20 protein-coding genes and 1 tRNA gene are annotated in these 18,786 nt (G+C 30.2%); 1 reads left to right on the forward strand and 20 read right to left on the reverse strand.

Annotation, left to right across the window (positions count from 1 at the left end):
- Positions 1-111: 111 nt before the first annotated feature.
- The 7 genes from BSD9I1_RS13770 to BSD9I1_RS13795 all read right to left on the reverse strand — a co-directional run bounded on the left by BSD9I1_RS13770 (position 112) and on the right by BSD9I1_RS13795 (position 6,261).
- Complete coding sequence (locus BSD9I1_RS13770) at positions 112-423, reverse strand: hypothetical protein (protein ID WP_186430831.1); 312 nt, start codon at positions 421-423, stop codon at positions 112-114.
- Positions 424-617: 194 nt separating this feature from the next.
- Complete coding sequence (locus BSD9I1_RS19030) at positions 618-740, reverse strand: hypothetical protein (protein WP_278281260.1); 123 nt, start codon at positions 738-740, stop codon at positions 618-620.
- Between the two features lie 244 nt (positions 741-984).
- A tRNA-Sec gene (locus tag BSD9I1_RS13775) sits at positions 985-1,081 on the reverse strand.
- Positions 1,082-1,187: 106 nt separating this feature from the next.
- On the reverse strand, positions 1,188-3,095 hold the full coding sequence (selB, locus tag BSD9I1_RS13780; protein WP_186430832.1) for a selenocysteine-specific translation elongation factor: 1,908 nt from the start codon (positions 3,093-3,095) through the stop codon (positions 1,188-1,190).
- 34 nt (positions 3,096-3,129) lie between these two features.
- Positions 3,130-4,515: an L-seryl-tRNA(Sec) selenium transferase gene (gene selA / locus BSD9I1_RS13785; RefSeq protein WP_186430833.1), complete on the reverse strand. Its 1,386-nt coding sequence runs from the start codon at positions 4,513-4,515 to the stop codon at positions 3,130-3,132.
- A 24-nt stretch (positions 4,516-4,539) separates the two neighbouring features.
- A complete protein-coding gene (selD, locus tag BSD9I1_RS13790; protein WP_373419358.1) occupies positions 4,540-5,547 on the reverse strand; it encodes a selenide, water dikinase SelD in 1,008 nt (335 codons plus the stop codon).
- A gap of 102 nt (positions 5,548-5,649) precedes the next feature.
- Positions 5,650-6,261, reverse strand: a complete 612-nt coding sequence (locus BSD9I1_RS13795) for a helix-hairpin-helix domain-containing protein (protein ID WP_373419355.1) — start codon at positions 6,259-6,261, stop codon at positions 5,650-5,652.
- Positions 6,262-6,381: 120 nt separating this feature from the next.
- On the opposite strand from BSD9I1_RS13795, the gene BSD9I1_RS13800 reads away from it, so the two are divergent.
- Complete coding sequence (locus BSD9I1_RS13800) at positions 6,382-7,632, forward strand: D-alanyl-D-alanine carboxypeptidase family protein (protein ID WP_186430835.1); 1,251 nt, start codon at positions 6,382-6,384, stop codon at positions 7,630-7,632.
- Here BSD9I1_RS13800 and BSD9I1_RS13805 read toward each other — a convergent pair.
- From BSD9I1_RS13805 to BSD9I1_RS13865, 13 genes are all read right to left on the reverse strand, one after another.
- Positions 7,629-8,534, reverse strand: coding sequence for an RluA family pseudouridine synthase (locus BSD9I1_RS13805; protein ID WP_035308387.1), 906 nt, complete (start codon positions 8,532-8,534; stop codon positions 7,629-7,631). The two genes, BSD9I1_RS13800 and BSD9I1_RS13805, sit on opposite strands and share 4 nt — an antisense overlap.
- Positions 8,535-8,557: 23 nt before the next feature.
- Entirely contained in the window at positions 8,558-9,805 is a 1,248-nt protein-coding gene (locus BSD9I1_RS13810; RefSeq protein ID WP_186430836.1) for an LCP family protein, read from the reverse strand.
- 1 nt (position 9,806) lies between these two features.
- Positions 9,807-10,379, reverse strand: a complete 573-nt coding sequence (gene yqeK, locus BSD9I1_RS13815; RefSeq protein ID WP_035308655.1) for a bis(5'-nucleosyl)-tetraphosphatase (symmetrical) YqeK — start codon at positions 10,377-10,379, stop codon at positions 9,807-9,809.
- A 19-nt stretch (positions 10,380-10,398) separates the two neighbouring features.
- Complete coding sequence (gene nadD / locus BSD9I1_RS13820; protein ID WP_186430837.1) at positions 10,399-11,001, reverse strand: nicotinate-nucleotide adenylyltransferase; 603 nt, start codon at positions 10,999-11,001, stop codon at positions 10,399-10,401.
- A gap of 23 nt (positions 11,002-11,024) precedes the next feature.
- A complete protein-coding gene (gene yhbY / locus BSD9I1_RS13825; RefSeq protein WP_035308381.1) occupies positions 11,025-11,315 on the reverse strand; it encodes a ribosome assembly RNA-binding protein YhbY in 291 nt (96 codons plus the stop codon).
- A 22-nt stretch (positions 11,316-11,337) separates the two neighbouring features.
- The gene (gene obgE / locus BSD9I1_RS13830; RefSeq protein ID WP_186430838.1) at positions 11,338-12,612 is read right to left on the reverse strand and encodes a GTPase ObgE; all 1,275 of its coding nucleotides are present in this window, start codon (positions 12,610-12,612) and stop codon (positions 11,338-11,340) included.
- A 168-nt stretch (positions 12,613-12,780) separates the two neighbouring features.
- A complete protein-coding gene (gene rpmA, locus BSD9I1_RS13835) occupies positions 12,781-13,086 on the reverse strand; it encodes a 50S ribosomal protein L27 (protein ID WP_035308377.1) in 306 nt (101 codons plus the stop codon).
- A 3-nt stretch (positions 13,087-13,089) separates the two neighbouring features.
- Positions 13,090-13,416 carry a ribosomal-processing cysteine protease Prp gene (locus BSD9I1_RS13840; protein WP_186430839.1) on the reverse strand — a complete coding sequence of 109 codons (327 nt, stop codon included), beginning with the start codon at positions 13,414-13,416 and terminating at the stop codon, positions 13,090-13,092.
- A 2-nt stretch (positions 13,417-13,418) separates the two neighbouring features.
- Positions 13,419-13,733, reverse strand: a complete 315-nt coding sequence (gene rplU / locus BSD9I1_RS13845) for a 50S ribosomal protein L21 (RefSeq protein ID WP_035308372.1) — start codon at positions 13,731-13,733, stop codon at positions 13,419-13,421.
- 123 nt (positions 13,734-13,856) lie between these two features.
- Complete coding sequence (locus BSD9I1_RS13850) at positions 13,857-15,299, reverse strand: Rne/Rng family ribonuclease (RefSeq protein WP_186430840.1); 1,443 nt, start codon at positions 15,297-15,299, stop codon at positions 13,857-13,859.
- 15 nt (positions 15,300-15,314) lie between these two features.
- Entirely contained in the window at positions 15,315-16,028 is a 714-nt protein-coding gene (locus BSD9I1_RS13855) for a TIGR03936 family radical SAM-associated protein (protein ID WP_186430841.1), read from the reverse strand.
- Positions 15,997-17,853 (reverse strand): TIGR03960 family B12-binding radical SAM protein, encoded by a 1,857-nt coding sequence (locus tag BSD9I1_RS13860; protein ID WP_186430842.1) that lies wholly within the window; start codon positions 17,851-17,853, stop codon positions 15,997-15,999. Before BSD9I1_RS13860 ends, BSD9I1_RS13855 begins: the two co-directional genes overlap by 32 nt.
- Positions 17,854-17,927: 74 nt before the next feature.
- The gene (locus BSD9I1_RS13865) at positions 17,928-18,773 is read right to left on the reverse strand and encodes a M50 family metallopeptidase (RefSeq protein ID WP_186430843.1); all 846 of its coding nucleotides are present in this window, start codon (positions 18,771-18,773) and stop codon (positions 17,928-17,930) included.
- Between the last annotated feature and the right edge of the window lie 13 nt (positions 18,774-18,786).

The raw sequence follows: 18,786 nt of genomic DNA on the forward strand, positions 1-18,786 counted from the left end.
TTACCAGATAAATGGTTTCATTTCTACCATTTATTGAAAATAATGTTAACAAATTGACAAATTGTATCTATTTAAATTGTTAAAAAGCTGTCTTTGTTAAGACAGCTTTTTCTAATACGCGTTATATATAAATACTCCTTTAAATACAGTATCATCTGATGATAATATTATGTTTATTTTTTTCTCTACATCTACAAAAAAGAAACCTAATAAATTTTCATTATCATATAAACCTATTTTTGTATGTATTTGTGTTCCTATTTCTTCTTTAAATATGTTTATTTTATTACAGAAAACCATACCTTCGTTGCTTGCTGCAAAAAATATAGCTCCACTTGGAAAATTAAATTCAAACTTGTCCCCTGGATTGTAATCAATAAACTGTTCTGAATCTCCATAATTAAATACAAACTCTTTTTCCATATATATTGCTCCCTTCTTAGCAAAAAATTTATACTATTTTTATATCCTAAATTAATATATATTCTACATTAAAAACTAATTTCCTTTTTATTTAACAACCAACCATGTAAATTAGAACTAAGGTACTAGGAACTATAAAACTTTACATATACAAAATTTTATTAATTCAAAACCTAGTACCTAATCCCTAATTGCTATTTTGCCCCTTTTATAGGATTTTTCTTAATTTCGTCATCAGATATTATTTCAGGTCTTCCACCGCTTTTGTTATAATCTTTATTTTCTCTTCCATTTCTTTTTTTACTTTCTTTATGCATATATTTTCCCTCCTGTTTTTTCATATTTTGAGACAAAAAATCCCGCATTACGCGGGAAGTTAAAAATGAAGAGGTTATCGTACAATAATTATTATAACCACAATATCATTTTTTATTATTAATTTTTTATAAGTATACAAATAAAGAACTGTATTCCGTAAAAACCAACTGAATTTAGTGATTATCAAATAAAAGGCGCTTAACCAATTAATTAAATTAGTTAAACGCCTTTATACAATTTATTTGGTGGGAGTATGTGGGAATCGAACCCACCCGTCGTGGTATTAGCACGGCAACATGGTGTTGAAGACCAGCAAGCACACCAGCACTTATCTACCCCCAGAATAGTTACATTTTAAATTATATGCTTTAATAAGTCAATACCAACTTATAATCACTAGTCTCTAATCGCTAACAAAAGAGACTATAAATTGGAGATTAGCAATTTCAATATAATATTCTTGTATTTTCTACTCTCTTAGTTAATTTAATTTCATCAAAATACTCTAAAAGGGCAACAGCTACTTTTCTATTAGTTTTTAATTCATCTCTAAGAATTCCTACATTAATATTACCATTTTTTTCAATATAACTTATAAGTTTGTCTTTAGCTTGATTCACTGCTTCAATACTTAAAACAACTTCTTCTGGAAGTTTTACGAGCTCACCTGATTCCATTAGTAAATTATATATTTTCTCAAAGTCTTGTGTACTTTTTTCAAATTTTATTAGATCACTATATTTGGGAGGATTAAACATCTCTTTTTTATATTCTATTATGATATAATTTCTAATCTTATTTTGTACCTCAGTATATTTTATGTTAAATTCTTTTAAAGATATGTAATTGTCATTTCTTCTAATTAATTCTTGTTCTATACCATAAGAAAGTATATAGTCATATATTTTAGATTTTACCCCTTGTTTAAACATTTTACTTTTTAACTCTTCCTTATCCATGCCCAGCCTCAAAGGATTTCTATCATGAAATAATTCTAATTCGTGAACCACTTTATTAAATCTATCTTGTAAAAAATTATTGTGAACGTATACTTCTCCATTATCTAATAATATATTAAATATTTTTTTGTCTTCTAATAGAACTTTTATTTGGCTGCTAAATTCTTCTTCACTTATGGAAAAATACTTCAATAACTCTTTTTTATTTGGAAATATGTTACTCAAATCTTCTATGAGTTTTTCTAGTATTTCTTTTTTTTCTCCTTTTTCTTTTATAATTAGTTCATCTATATATTTTTTATTATATCTCTTTGCCTTCTTAGCTAATGATTCAATTATTGTTCCTCCCCCTAAAGTCACCATTGGAGAATAGTTTCTTATTACAAATTTATCTTCCCTTTTACATGCAATTTCCTCCTCTAGCCTTATTTGTATATATGCTTCTTCTCCTGGAATAACTTCTTCTTTATCTAAAATACTTACTCTTCCTATTATTTCGGATGTGCCATGATAAATTTTTATTCTTTGATTATTTTTAAGTGGCTTTTCATTACTTTTAAGATAGTTGAATTTGCAGTCTATTATAAACGAAGGATTTAGTGAATTTATCGCAGCTATTATATCTCCTCTTTTAACTTCTGAAGTTTTAATTCCAGAAAGATTTAATGCGCATCTCTCTCCACTTTCTGCTACCTTCACACTTTGATCATGGACCTGTATGCTGCGGGCTTTGCTTGTAGCTCCTTTAGTATATACCTCAATAGAGTCTCCTTCATTTACACTTCCATTTAAAATAGTTCCTGTTACTACTGTTCCTATACCACTTATAGAAAACACTCTGTCAACAGGCATTCTAAAATGACCACTTATATTTTTCCCAGTTACCTCGGATGAAGCTTTATCTAAGGATGTAATAAGTTCCTTTAATCCTGCTCCTGTAATCGAATCTACCTCATGTATATCAACATCTTCTAAAAATGTATCCTTAAACTTTTCTCTAATATCTAACTTAATTTCTTCTAACCATTCCCTATCAACTTTGCTACATTTAGTGACGACTATTAATCCCTTTTTTATTCCTAAAAGTTTTAGTATTTGAAGATGTTCAATGGTTTGTGGCATTACCCCTTCATCTGCTGCAATAACCATCAAAACTATATCTATTCCTTGAACTCCTGCAAGCATATTCTTTATAAATTTTTCATGTCCTGGAACGTCAACTATACCTGCCCTATTGCCAGACGGCAAATCAAAAAAAGCAAATCCTAAATCTATAGATATCCCTCTTTGCTTTTCTTCCTTCAATCTATCTGTATCTTTACCTGTTAACGCTTTAATAAGGGTAGTTTTGCCATGGTCTATATGTCCTGCCGTTCCAACTACAATATGGTTCATTTATGCCCTCCCCTCTCCTTTTTATTTTCTAAAGTTATTTATCTTTTAGAGCTTCTACTATTATTTCAAAATCTTTGTCATAAATAGTTCTTAAATCCATTATAATTTCATCCCTACTTATGCGAATAATTATAGGTGGTTCATTTTTTCTTAGCATTCCTTCTAATTGCATTGGCTTATAAATAGAGTTTTTAATCTTAACAACATAAGTACTTATCTTTTCCTCTGGCATTGAGCCGCCTCCGACCATGGAATAATCCCTATCTACTTTTAATTTCCAACTGCTATCTAACTCCTTTTTAAGCATTTCTAATAATTTATAAGCTCTTTTTTCATGTATATTTTCATCACTTAGTATCATATGCAAAGTAGGTATCTGCTCAATTGCTAAATTTTCATCTTGATACATTTTTAGAGTTCCTTCAAGAGCCGACAATGTCATTTTATCTATTCTTAAAGCCCTTGTTAACTGATTTTTTTTCATTTCATCTATGTATTTCTTTTTCCCTACTATTATTCCTGCTTGAGGTCCTCCAAGCATCTTATCTCCACTGAAAGTTACTATATCTATACCCTTCTTTATACTTGCCTGTACTGTAGGCTCATAACTTAATCCATACTTGGAAAAGTCTATTAAGGTTCCACTTCCTATATCCTCCATAACAGGTATGTTGTATTTATCACCTAGCCTTGCCATTTCTTCTAAGGGTACACTTTCTGTAAACCCTAATATTTTAAAATTAGAAGTATGTACCTTTAAAAGCACTCCTGTGTTTTCATTTATATAATTTTCATAGTCATATAAATGTGTCCTATTAGTAGTTCCCACATCTACAAGTTTTGCTCCACTAAATTTCATAACATCTGGCACTCTAAAGGACCCACCTATTTCAACTAACTCTCCCCTAGAAACTATAGCTTCCTTATCATTACATACTGTATTTAATGCAAGCATAACAGCTGCAGCATTGTTATTTACAACTAATGCCGCCTCTGCTCCTGTCAGTTTAGTAATCAATTCTTCTATATGTTCATACCTTGTTCCTCTTAAGCCTTGTTCAAGATTATATTCTAAATTAGAGTAGCTTTCACTTACATTCATTACATTTTTTATAGCCTCTTTGCATAAAATTGACCTACCAAGATTTGTATGAATAATTACTCCTGTAGCATTTATGACTTTCCTTAAATTGCTTAGAGATTTCTTATTTATTTCTTTTAAGATTTCTTCTATAATTTCTTCTTTACTATAGTCTTCAATTTCTTTCTTTAATATTTTCTCTCTATAGCTGTCTATAACCTTTCTTGCAGCTTCTAAGACTATAATTCTACAGCTATTATTTAAAGCATAATTTAATTTATCATCTTTAAGAACTTCATCTATTTTAGGAAGCTTTCTTAGTAAATCATTCTTATCCATAAATTCACCTATCCGCCTATATAACTATTCAACTATTATTGTTTTTTCTTGCTTTTTAACTACTTTTCCTATGATGGAACTTTCTAATTCCAACTTAGATAATTCCTCCATAATACTTTTCCCATATTCACTATCTAAAGATATTAAAAGCCCTCCTGAAGTTTGAGGATCAAATAAAATATCCTCCATCCATTCCGGAACTCCATTAAGCACATACTTATCCTTTAAATAATTCTTATTTTTGTAAGTTCCTGCTGGAACCATTCCCATGTTAGCATGTTCCTTTGCTTCTTCTATATATGGAATTAAATCTTTATATATTTCAAAGGACACCTCTGAAGAAGAAGCCATCTCATAACTATGTCCCATAAGTCCAAATCCAGTTACATCGGTACAAGCATTTATCTCATATTTTAATATAACATCTGCTGCATATTTATTTAAAGTTGTCATTATCTTCACTGCTTCATCATATCCACGTTCTGTGGCAGTATTTGCCTTTATTGCAGTATTCATTATTCCTGTTCCTAAAGGTTTTGTAAGAATTAATATATCTCCCTCGTTTGCTCCATAGTTTTTAAGTATTTTATTTGGATGTACAAGTCCTGTAACAGATAACCCATACTTAGGCTCATTATCCTCAATGGAGTGTCCACCTACTACAACTGCTCCTGCCTCTATTACCTTTTCCGCTCCCCCTCGAAGTATTTCACCTAACATTTCTATAGGAAGACAGCTTGGGAATCCTACTATATTTAAAGCTACTGTTGGCTTACCTCCCATAGCATATACATCACTTAAAGAGTTACATGCTGCAATTTGACCATATGTATAAGGGTCATCAACAACTGGAGTAAAAAAGTCTAAAGTTTGTATTAAAGCAGTATCTTCATTTATCTTATAAACAGCAGCATCATCTGAAGTCTCAATTCCTACTAATAAATTTTCATCTTTCATCTTAGGCAACCTACCTAAGATATTCGAAAGAGTTTCTGGCCCTATCTTAGCCGCTCATCCAGAATGAGCTGACATCTCAGTAAGTCTTTTTATGTCCACGCCAAGACACCTTCTTTCTTTATAATTTAGCTTAGTGTAATTTAGTTTAATTATATATCAACGATTTGCTTTAGACAATTACATCACATCTACATATTGTTTTATTTTTTCAAAGGTCTTATCACCGATTCGTTCTACATTTTTTAGTTCTTCAATAGAACTAAAACTTCCCTTTTCCTCTCTATAATCTATTATCCTTTGTGCAGTTACATCACCTACTCCTGGGATGGTTTTTAGTTCTTCTTTAGTTGCAGTATTTAAATTCACTTTATCAGGCTCTTTAAATAAAGGTTCTTTTTTAGATTTTGTTTCTTTATTTGATGTATTATTACTTAATTCATCTACTCTTTTACTTATTAGTATATAATCCTCATCCTTTAATTTCTTAGCTAAATTTATTTTTTCTTTATCAGCTTTTTCAGTAAATCCCCCTGCAGCTTTTATTACATTTTCTACTCTGCTATTTTCTTTAAGTATGTATACTCCAGGATTTTTTATTTCTCCATTTACATATACCACTATATTTCCACCTTTATTCTTATCTTCTATTGCCTCTTCTTCAAAGATATCTTGATTATTAACAGGTTTATTGACATTAGAAACTTTATATCCTACAATTAAAAAAATAATAAATATGCATAATATGAATAAGGAACCATATACTTTTTTATCTTGAATCTTAATTTTCAAGGAATTTTCCTCCTTCTGAATATATTGCCATTTAGAATTATTGTCAATTTTCAATAATTAATATCGCATTAGAATAATTTTTTTGTTATAATTATTTTTATAATAATTGGAGGAGATGAAATGAAAAAAATATGTAAATTTTTCTTAAACGTTATCATATTGCTAACATTATTTTTAAATAATACTGTTTCTGCTGCTGTCAGGCCACCAGAGGTGTCTGCAGATGGAGCCATACTAATGGATGCTTCCACAGGAGAAGTAATTTATAGTAAAAATATGACTTCACCATATCCCCCAGCTTCCACTACCAAAATAATGACAGCTTTACTTACTCTTGAAAATTGTGATTTAGAAGATGTAGTAACTGTCGGGTCAAAACCACCTTTTGCGGATGGAAGCAAAATATACATATCAGAAGGAGAACAGTTTAAAGTAAAGGATCTATTATATGCTCTTTTACTTGCCTCAGCAAATGATGTTGCTGAAGCCTTGGCTGAACATATATCAGGATCTAAAGAAGATTTTGCGAAGTTGATGAATAAACGTGCACTAGAACTTGGTGCAACAAGTACTAACTTTGTAAATCCAAATGGATTGTATGATACTAATCACAAGACATCTGCAAAAGACTTAGCAATAATAATGAGAGAACTAGTTAAGCATCCTGAATACACCGAAATTTCTACAACTTCATCCTATAAAATTGCACCTACAAATAAAATGAACAAAGAAAGACCTTTATGGAATGGAAACAGACTTATTCAGAAAAGTTCTGAATATTATTATAGAGATTGCCAGGGTGGTAAAACAGGTTATACTATTCAATCTGAACATTCTTATGTAGCTACTGCTGAAAGGAATGGACAAAAACTTATACTTGCACTTATCCACGACAAAAATAAAACCTATTTTAAGGATGCAGCTAATTTATTTGATTATGGTTTTAATAATTTTGAGGTTGCAAAACTTTATTCTCAAGGCCAGCTTGTAACAAATTATGAAAAGGATAACTTATCAATTCCATTATTAGCAGAGAAGGATTTTTATTATGTAAAAGAAAAAGATTCATCTTCTGTCCCTGCTATAAGCTTAAATAATAAAGATACTACTATTTTTGATAGTGCATTTAAAAAAGGCGATATTTTATCAGAAGGAACTATAACTCTAAATGATAAGTCTCTAGGCTCATTAAAGCTTTTAGCTGGACAGGACTATGAACCTAAAAAATTTTTAAATACTGCTACTTCTCCAGAAAAGCTTCCTATAATTAAATATATAGCATCTTTTACTTTTGTATTATTAATTTTACTTTTAATAATTGAAAAAATCAAACAAAATAGACGCAAAAAAAGGCTTAGGGGTAGATATTAACCCAAAGCCTTTAATTTTTCTATTAAACTTTTCATATCTTCAGGTAAAGGACTTTCTAGATTTACGATATGTTTATCTTTTGGATGTGGAAATCCTACTTTATATGCATGAAGCGCTTGCCTATTAATATATTCTTCGTCATTATTTTCTTCACCATATATCTTATCCCCAAAAAGAGGAAATCCTAAATGGCTTAAATGAACTCTTATCTGATGAGTTCTTCCAGTTTCCAATAAAAGTTTAACTAAAGTAGCATTTTTAAAAGTTTCTAAAACCTCGTAATGTGTTATGCTTCTTTGGCCTCTTTCATCTATTACTCTTTTTATTGTTCCTTCTCCTACTCTATATATAGGTAAATCTATTGTGCCTTCACTTTTATCCATTACGCCATGAACTAAAGCTATGTATTCCTTTTTAAAAGTATTTTCTTGCATTTCTCGAGACAAAGCTGCATGTGAAAATTGGTTTTTAGCTATTATTATAACTCCAGATGTATCCATGTCTAGTCTACTTACCAATCTTACTATACAATTCTCTCCTTTTGACTTAAAGTAATATAATATTCCATTAGCTAAAGTTCCTGAAAGATGACTTTTGGTAGGGTGCACAACTATCCCTGATGGCTTATCTACAGCAATTATATCATCATCCTCATATATAACTTTTAAATTCATATCTTCTGGCTCTATGTCTTGGCTTTCTTCTTTATTTATATAAACTTCAACCACATCATCATCTTGTAAAATATATCTTAAATTTACTCTTTCGCCATTAACCTTAATTCGTCCTTCTTTTGCTGCTCCTCTAATTAATCTACTAGATAAAAGTTCTACCGATTTTAAGTAATCCTTTATTTTTGAGCCTTTATGTTCCCTTATTTTAAAAGTTAATTTATTGCTCATTATTATTTCTCCTTTGGCTATGACTATTCTTTAAAATCATCTCCTAATATAGCTTTGATATAATTATTTTCCCCATCTTCATCATATTCAATATTTTCTATATTAAAATCTCTCTTTAGTATCTGCTCTACTTCCTTACTTAATCCATTCACTACTAATTTAGATTTAGTGCTTTTATTACCATTTGCCGTTTTGATATTTACATATCCCTTTTGTTGAAGCTTAGAAGATACTCTAGCTGCTAATCCATTTCTATTTGTTCCATTTAATATATCAATTTTAAAACTACTTTTATCAAAAGTTTCTACATTACTTTCTTCATGTAACACTGTAAGTATTTGCTTATTTAAACTTTTCTTGAATATATAATAAGATACTCCATTTATATATTCACCTTCTCCTTGAAGTGTAGCCATTTTCATATTAGATTTGTCTACTTTATATCCAAAATTATAGGCGTATTTAATAATTTCATCTGGATTCATGTTTGTCTCCACGTACTTTGGGAGAGCTGACATTAAACTTGGTATTCTTAGAAGTATTGCAGGGCTTTTAAACTTATCTATTATTTTTTCCATAAGCATATGCTGATTTTCTATTCTTCCAATATCTCCATTCGCCAAGCCTGTACCATCATTGTTCTGTCTCCATCTAAAAAATTCTTCTGCCTTTTTACCATCTAAATGCACATTCTCACCTTTTTTAAAGTTAATATGCAAGTTTTGTGAAGCATCATCATAATACATATTATTAGGTATTGTCACATCAACTCCACCAATACTATCTATTACATTTCTAAACCCATCATAATCTACCTTAGCATAATAATTTACATCTATGCTAAGCAATTCTTCTACTTCTTCAACTAACAAATTTACTCCACCAAAAGCATGAGCAGCATTTATTTTTTGATTTTTCCCATTAATCTGTATCAAAGTATCACGAGGAATCGAAATCATTTCCGCCTTTTGACTTACTGGATTATAATGAAGCAAAATTATAGTATCTGTTCTCTTAGGTTCTGCCGAATTTTTAGGATTTCCTATGTCAACTCCCATAACTAAAATATTAACTGGCTCATCTTTTTCAACTTGTTTACTGATGTTAGGACTTGGAAGCTTAGATGAATTATTGCTAAAATTTAAAAGATATACATAGAATCCTCCAACTGCAGCAACTATTAAAAAGAAAGCTATAAGAAGTACAGGTCCTTTATGAGATTTCTTTTTTCTTCTTTTTGTATTTTTTTTAGTTTTATTCTTTTCTTCCATTTTAATCCTCCAATATTTTAATTAAGTAGTTTCTTCCTTCTATGGTATTTGGATGGATCATTTGCCCTCTATCTATTACATATTTTATTGTATTATCAAAAGAACGTAACACAGCTTTATTTATATCATTATAAGTTAATTCTCTTATTTCACTTACCCCAGGGTATTTTCTTAAAGGCTCTATGTAATCTGCTAAATATATCATTTTTTCTAACATAGTCATATTTCTTCTTCCCGTAGTATGATATGCTATAGCATTAAAAATCTCTTTATCTTTTACACCCATAATTTCTTTTGAGATTATAGCCCCAACAAGACCATGTAGAAGCTGAGGACTCTTTTGATATATTTCTGATACATTATATCCATATTTTTTAGCAGTATTTATAAGTTCATATCCTCTTAAATTTTTAGCACAATCATGAAGAAGTCCAGCTATTCTCGCTTTATTTATATCTTCATTAAACTGTTCTGCCATTTTTACAGCTGTATCCCTAACACTTACACTGTGGGCATATCTTTTGGAGTCTAAATTCTCTTTTAAGTACTGCTCCATTTTTTCTTCGCTCCACATCCCTATCACTCCCATAAAATTAATCATATAACTTTAATTCTTTTATAGTATTGTATACACCTTCCGGGACAAAATAACTTATATTTCTTCCCTCTGAAATTAATTTTCTTATATTTGTAGACGAAATATCTAATAAAGGTATATCTAAAAAAATTATATTTCCTTTATATTTTTCTTCTAATTTTCCCTTTTGAAAAATTATATCATATTTATTATTTCCTGGTCTATTAAATACCACTAAATTACAGAGCTTAAATATTTCTTTTACATTCTTCCAGTTTTCTATGTCCATTAATCCATCAGCACCTGTAATAAAGTACCAAGATGCATCAGGATATTTAGTTGTAAAATATTTAAGAGTTTCAAAAGTATAACTTATATCTTTTTTGTTTATTTCATAATCACTTACAGTAAACCTTTTTTCGTTTCTCGTAGCCATTTTTACCATTTCATATCTGGAAATTGAACTTGCAAGTTTTCTTTTAGTTTTATGAGGGGGAATGCCAGCCGGCACAAATATTATTTCATCTAGATTGAGTTTATATAGAGCCTCATAGGCTATATGGAGGTGACCATTATGAATAGGATCAAAGGTACCTCCAAATATAGCTATTTTCTTCATACTTTTCTCCCCCCTAAACTTACTTATGGCAATTCAATTTTTGGTTTTTTAACCGATCTTCTATATAAAACTATTTTGCTTCCAATTGCCTGAATTCCTTCACAATTTAAGTCTTCACATATTATATCTGATGCTTCTCTTGCCTCTAAACCACTATTATTTAATACCTTTATCTTTATAATCTCTCTTGCTTCTAATGCTTCATCTATTTGTTTTAACATACTCTCTTCTATACCACCTTTTCCAATCTGGAATATAGGCTGCATATCATGAGCAATAGATCTTAAATAACTTCTTTGTTTACTAGTAATCATACTTACCCCTCCAATACTAAAATTACAATATAAATTCAAATTCAAAATGATTTAATCTTACAATATCACCATCTTCAATTCCCATTTGTACTAATTCATCTATTATGCCCTTGTTCTTAAGTACAGTATGGAAATATCTAAGGCCATCTGGATCATTTACATTTACACTAGCAAGCAATCTGTCTACAAAGCTTCCTTCTACTATAAATGTATCTTCTTCTTGTCTTATAGTATAAGTAAATTTCTTTTCTTCAGGTATAAATTTATCTGTTTCTTTTATTTCAAGATCAACTACAGGTATTGTTGAAAGTATTCTTGCTGCTTCCTTCATTAACTCATCAACACCTTGTCTTGTAGCTGCTGAAATCTTAAATATACTTTTATATCCAAGCTTTTCTACCTTTTCTTTAAATTCTTCGAATTTACTTTCGTCTTGTAATATATCTATCTTATTGGCAGCCACTATTTGTGGCCTATCCCAAAGCTTTACACTGTATCTTTTTAATTCTTCATTTATCTTTAAAAAATCCTCATAAGGGTCTCTTCCCTCTATTCCGGAAATATCTACTACATGTATTAAAAGTCTAGTTCTTTCTATATGTCTTAAGAAGTCTAGTCCAAGCCCTACTCCTTCAGCAGCTCCTTCAATAATTCCTGGAATATCTGCTATAACAAAAGGCTCTATACCTGATAATCCTACAACTCCTAAATTTGGACTTAAGGTTGTAAAATGATAATTAGCTATTTTAGGCCTAGCATTTGAAACCATGGAAAGCATAGTTGACTTACCTACATTAGGAAATCCAAGTAGCCCTACATCTGCAAGTAACTTAAGCTCTAATACTATATTAAATTCTTCTCCTGGCATACCTGGCTCTGCAAAATTAGGCGCCTGTCTAGTAGGGGTACAAAATTTAACATTACCCTTACCCCCTTTACCACCTTTAGCTACTACAAATTTATCATTTGCATGGGACAAGTCAGCCATCACCTTGCCACTTTCTGCTTCTTTTATAACAGTACCCATTGGGACTTTTATATATAAGTCTTCTCCATCTTTTCCATAACATTTAGAACCTGATCCGCTTTGCCCTGCTTCAGCTTTATACTTTCTTTTATATGTAAAATCTAAAAGAGTGGTCATATTAGGGTCAGCTACTAAAATTACGTCTCCCCCATCTCCTCCATCTCCTCCATCTGGTCCTCCCAAAGGAATATACTTTTCACGTCTAAAAGAAACAGCTCCATTTCCGCCGTCTCCAGATTTTACAAAAATTTTGGTTTTATCTATAAACATCTATTCATCTCTCCTATGTAAAACTAATTATAATTATATCATTAATAATATAATTATTAGCAATTTGATAAAATTCTATCCAAATATTCTGCTTTGCTAATGCTTATAATATTAAAAATATTAATTCACTTAAAAAAAGCACCCCTAAAATATTAAGGGTGCTTTAAATTATTCAGCTACAACAACTTCTTCTACATCTACTGGGTAAACAGAAGCTTTCTTCTTGTCTCTTCCTAATCTTTCAAACTTAACTATACCATCTATTTTAGCAAATAAAGTATCATCTGATCCTCTACCTACGTTGTTACCTGGATGTATCTTAGTACCTCTTTGTCTAACTAATATGTTTCCAGCTAAAACGAACTGTCCATCAGCAGACTTTACTCCAAGTCTTTTAGATTCACTATCTCTACCATTTCTTGAGCTACCTACCCCTTTTTTATGAGCAAATAACTGAAGGTTCATTAGTATCATGAGTTACACCTCCTCTACTATGATATTTATATAATCACCGTAGCTATATTCTACATTTTTTAATCCTAAAACCATAGTCTCTAACAGCACCTGACACTCTTCCACTTTAGCTTTAGAAATACCTTCTAAGCATAAACTTAGAAAACCATCCTTGACTTTAGTAGGAGCATCTATGTTCAATATTTCAGTAATTCCATTAGCAATCGTAATAGAAATAGCTGAAACTGCACAGCAAACAAGGTCGTATCCTTCGTCTACAGACTCTGCATGCCCACTTATGTTAAAAGAAACTATTTTTTCTTCTTTTCTTTGAAAAATAACGCTAATCATAATTAAGCATTAATTTTTTCTATCTGTAACATTGTGTATGGCTGTCTATGTCCTTGTCTCTTTCTGTAGTCTTTCTTTCTCTTATACTTGAAAACAAGTATTTTCTTAGCTTTGCCCTGCTTTACAACCTTAGCAGTAACTTTTGCTCCTTCAACTACAGGCTTTCCAATAACAAATTCACCATTTTCTTTGCTTACAGCAAGAACTTCTGTAATTTCTACATTAGCTTCTGCTTCTGCATTTAGCTTTTCAACGTATATTACGTCTCCTTCAGCAACTTTGTATTGCTTTCCTCCAGTAACTATAACTGCGTACATTCAAAACACCTCCTCAAACCAGTCTCGCCAATTAAGGTACACAGAAATTTCTGCTAGTTTTCACCTTTTCTGAGCGGTCTACAAAAGCCATTTTATCATAAATAATGGTGCTTGTAAAGTTATTTATCCATATACCTTGTATAATTTTAAGTTTTCCATTTGATTGATAAATAACAATGGCTCTACACTAAAAAATTCTTCTCCAGAAATATAATTTAAATATATACATTTATCTAATGCATCTATGCTTTTTATAAATTCTAACATATCATTTTTTATATCATTTTTATATATTTCATTTACTTCGATGTATATATTTTTTATTTCTTTGTGATTAGCTATTTTTTCTATTTCATTTTTTATTAAAAGTTCTATATAGGAAAGTTTTAATCTCATCCCTTTACCATGACATGAAGAACACTCCTCTTCTATATATTCATATATAGACTTTCCCATTCTTCTTCTAGCAATTTGCACTAGGTTTAATTCTGTAAAAGGATATACTACAGTTTTGCTTTTGTCATCTTCAAATCCCTTTAAAAGTTTTTCATATACTTTATCTTTATTTTCTCTATCTTCCATATCAATAAAGTCTATAAGTATAATCCCACTTAAATTTCTAAGTCTTATTTGATGAGCAATTTCCTCTGCCGCTTGAAGATTGGTAATGAATGCAGTTTTCTTAAGTGATGCATTTCCTATGTTTTTTCCTGAATTAACATCTACTACATACATAGCTTCAGTTTTTTCAATTATTATATATCCACCACAATTTAGTTGAACCTTATGATTTCTAAGCTTTAATATATCCTTTTCTATCCCATAGTAATCAAATAACTCTCTTTCATTATCATGGAATTCTAAGTGAGTATTATTATCAGTGTTTTTTATCAAGTAATCAGATATTTCCTTATAATCTTCCTCACTATTTATATATATTTTAGTTGTTTCTAAGTCAAGCTTATCTCTTATTATTCTTCCAAATACTCCACCAGTCTTATACACAATACCCATCTTACTTGAAAAGGCAAGTTTACCTTTTATACTCTTATATGTAGCATAGAGCTCTCTTATTTCTTCATTTATAATATTAATATCTACATTTGAAGCCTTTGTTCTTATTAAAACCCCTACATCTTCTGGCTTGATTATGTTATTTCTTATATTACTTTTTACATCTTCATCGTTAATTTTTTGAGAAAATACCATTTCATTGTCTAAGGTATTTAAAACACAAAATCTGCCTGGAATGGATATAGCACTAGTAACTTTAGGTCCCTTTTTGCCTACCTTCTCTTTTACTACCTGTACTAATACCTCATCTCCCTTTTTAAGATTAGTATTTTTAAACTTTCTATCCATATACATATAACAGTTTTCTTTAAATCCTACATCTATGAATGCACATTTTATCCCAGGTACGATATTCTTCACGACACCCTTATAAATCTCTCCTGGGGAAGGCTCCATGTTTTCTTCTTCAATAAAACATTCTTTTAACTTATTATTTTTCTTTACAGCAATTCTTAATAACTTATTACTGCGTTCAATAAAAATTTCCTTCAAACTATCTCACACCCTTTAATAATTAGAAAGTAACTCAATTAGAGGTATATATTTATTATTTTTAAGTCCGTACATATCTTTTCTTTGAATATCAACAAATGCTTCTTCATTAACCCCTGTAGTATTTTCTTTTATAAACTTTCCGAGTAGATCAGCAGATAAATTCTCGCTACTTCCTGCACTTAATAACACTTGTAATTTTAATATATTATCTTCTAATTTATATTTAAATTCTTTGATTAAAGGCTTTATATTTACTTCCTTTTCTCCATTTTTACTTTTTTTAACAATATTCCATTCATTTAATCTTGGAAGCTTTTTTAATTCTTCTTCTAAAATAGAAGAGTTAGTATACTTTATAGCTACTTCATACTTAGCTGCTTCAATAGCTGCCATAGATTGAGGTACCTTTTTATCGCTTAAGCTCTTAACCTTTACGACCTCAAGTATTTTTACTCCTGAGGGAACATTGCTACTTAATCTTTCCTTTATCTCATTTTCATCTAGTTCTTCTTTTAATACTACATCCATATATTCTCCTGAAGAATATACTCCAACAGATAAAGGTTGAGCTATAGAAATAGTCATATGTGGATTAAATCCCTTTGAATACTCTATCGGAAGTGCTGCCCTTTTTATTATTTTTTGTATAGTTCTCATTAAATCTAAGTGAGATATAAATTTTATATTGCTTTCCTTACTGAACTTTATTAAATAACGCACCTTCAAAACACTTCCCTTCAAGATTTACATTTACTCCACAGTTAGTACATCCAAGACGACAATCCGGAAGCACTTCTGCTCTCTTTGCTCTTTCATTTTCATCTATCAAGAACTTTTTATTAACTCCTATATCAATAAAGTCCCAAGGTAATATTTCATCATAACTTCTATTTCTATAAGCATAAAAATCCCCAGATACATTACATTTTTCAAGAGCATTCATCCAAATATCATATTTAAAATGCTCTGACCATCCATCAAACTTAGCACCATTTTCAAAGGCTTCTACTAATACATCACAAAGCTTTCTGTCCCCTCTTGCAAAAATAGCTTCTAAAAAGCTAACTTTAGAGGCGTGATAGTTAAAACTTATAGCTCTGCTCTTAATATTATCCTTAACTGCATAAACTTTTTCCATAACTTCTTCCTGTGATGCTTGAGCTACCCATTGGAACGGAGTAAAAGGCTTTGGAACAAAAATAGCAGCACTTGCTGTAACTTTTAACCCCTTTTTTCTCTTATCTTTAGGAATCTTATAATATTCGTCTACAACCTTTTCAGTAAGATCTGCTATACCCTTAGCATCTTCAAGAGTTTCATATGGAAGCCCTAACATAAAGTAAAGCTTTATTGTAGACCATCCTGAATTAAAGGCGCTGCTTACAGACCTTATTAAATCTTCTTCTGTAACTCCCTTATTTATAACATCTCTCATTCTCTGACTTCCAGCTTCCGGAGCAAAGGTAAGTCCTGTTTTTCTAACCTTTTGAATTTCATTTATAAGTTCTACAAAAAAAGAATCTATTCTAATAGATGGAAGTGATACTCCTATCTTCTCATTCTTATACTTTTCCATTATCGAATTAATTAAATTTCCGATATCTGAATAATCGCAGATACTTAATGAAGTAAGTGAAATTTCTTCATAACCTGTATTTCTTATAAGCTTCTCAGCAAGTTCCATTAGTGTATCTGTTTTCTTTTCTCTTAATGGTCTATAAATCATGCCCGCTTGACAAAATCTACATCCACGTGTACACCCTCTAAAAGTTTCAAGTGTAATTCTGTCATGTACTATCTCAGCATAAGGAACTATTAATTTATCCGGATAAGCTACATCATCTAGATTTTTTATTATTCTTTTTTTAACTGTTTTAGGCACGCCTTCTTCTGTAGGCTTAAATTCCTGTATAGTTCCATCTTCGTTGTAAGATACTTCATATAATGACGGAACGTATATACCTTGAATCTTTGATATTGCCTTCAAATATTCCTTCTTTGACTTTCCCTTAAATTCCTTATATACATCTAATAATTCATTGGTAATTTCCTCACCTTCTCCTAGCACAAAGCAATCTGCTATGTCATAAAGAGGCTCAGGATTATATGCGCAAGGTCCTCCAAACATTACAATTGGATCATCTTCTCCTCTTTGTGAAGCCCTAACAGGGATTCCTGCCATATCTAACATATTTAATATATTAGTGTAACTCATTTCATATTGCAGCGTAAAACCTAAAATATCAAAATTCTTTAGTGAATCTTTGCTTTCCAGTGCGTATAGTGGTATATTATTTTTCCTTAATTGTTCTTCCATATCTGGCCATGGTGCAAAAACTCTTTCACAAAAGGTATCTTCTCTTTCATTTAATAAGTAATATAATATCTTTGTACCTAAATGAGACATTCCAACCTCATAAACATCTGGGAAACAAAATGCATATCTTATATCTACCTTACTTTTGTCCTTTTTATATGAATTTAGCTCCTCGCCTATATATCTAGCTGGTTTTTCTACTTTAAATAAAATATCGTCTGAAATAAAGTTCATTTAATTACCTCCTCTTACGTACTCAATTTTATATTCTAGCACATCTAGTTGTAAATTGAAATTTATTTTATTAATTATTCCTTTATGTTTATATACTCTTCTATGCTTATATTTCCATAAATTTTTAAAGCTTCAATTGTTTCTTCTTCATATATGGTTTTTATAAGCTTCATGTCATCATTCAATATAAAAAACATATTGTATTTATTTTTTTCAACCAAGCTTAATATAAAAAGTAAATCTTTTTTACAATGTACAGATATTCCTCTATTTTCTATATACCCTCTTTTTAAAAATTTAATCTTCTTTTTTATTATATCTTTCATAATAACATAACATATCCTTTCCCTTTCCTTCAAGGCCGAAGATATTATAAATATACTTATGACTCCTATACTTATATTGAGTGTTCCACCCAAAAACAAAAAAAGATAGTATATCATAAGTAAAACCCCTACTATAATGCTTGTGTAAATAGTTATATTATTTGCTTTTTTATATATAAACTTTATATTTATAATATTCCTTAATGCCCTTCCACCATCCAATGGAAATGCAGGAAGCATATTTATAAAACCTATAGTTAAATTACACTGGTACAGCTCATTTAAAATGTTAAATTTATATTTATGATACAGCATATAAAAAAGTACTGCACAAATTAAATTCATAAATGGAGCAGACAAAGAAATTATTAAATCTTCTTTTGGTGATGCTTCATCTATATCTATTAATTCGAGTGCAGTACCCACAGGCATTATTTGTATATCAAAGCCATTAAATCCAAGTATTTTAGCAGTTTTATAATGTACTAGTTCATGCAAAAAAACTATTAGAAAAGATATAAGTATCTTCTCCCTATACCCTATTAATATAAGTACTATTATATAAGGAAAAAAATATTTACTGACCTTTATCAAACTTATATTCTCC

Origin of the sequence: Clostridium sp. BSD9I1 (genome assembly GCF_900185645.1) — a bacterium.
Lineage (GTDB): Bacteria > Bacillota > Clostridia > Clostridiales > Clostridiaceae > Clostridium_AK.